This window comes from Phytoactinopolyspora endophytica, assembly GCF_004138495.1.
In the GTDB taxonomy this organism is placed as follows: Bacteria; Actinomycetota; Actinomycetes; order Jiangellales; family Jiangellaceae; genus Phytoactinopolyspora; species Phytoactinopolyspora endophytica.
In genome coordinates this window covers 29,724-30,143 of sequence record NZ_ML142881.1, presented here as the reverse complement: position 1 = coordinate 30,143, position 420 = coordinate 29,724, and the positions used below count along the sequence as shown (strand labels likewise).

Genomic DNA, 420 nt, shown 5'->3' with positions numbered 1-420 from the left:
GAGAAAGTTTGCTCCATCATTGCGTACATGAGTGATGATGAGGCGCGCAAGATACTGGAGAAGGTGGCCTCGGGCGAGCTGGACCCGACGGAAGCGGCCAAGCTGCTTGAGGAGCATTCCCGCCAGCAGGTCGCGCCGTATGAATCAGAGACCGTCGAAGGGCGGACGCTCCCGAGCGCACCGGAAGTCCATCGGCTCTTCGTTCGTGCGACGTCTCGCCGGGTACGGGTGATCGGTGATCCGTCGGTGGCCACCGTGGCGATCGACGGTCCGCACACCATCCGGCGCGATGGGTCGACTCTGATGGTCTCGGGGGAGACGGAGTTCGTTCCGACAGACAACGCCTTCACCCTGTTGGCCGGCGGGCGCTGGCGTGAGGTCGCCGGCCGCGTCCAGGCCGGATTCGGGCAGAACCTCGAG

1 pseudogene is annotated in these 420 nt (G+C 65.2%); it reads left to right on the top strand.

Annotated features, from left to right (window positions below):
- Positions 1 to 27: 27 nt before the first annotated feature.
- Positions 28 to 420, top strand: a pseudogene (locus ELR45_RS33445) (hypothetical protein); the annotation flags it as partial.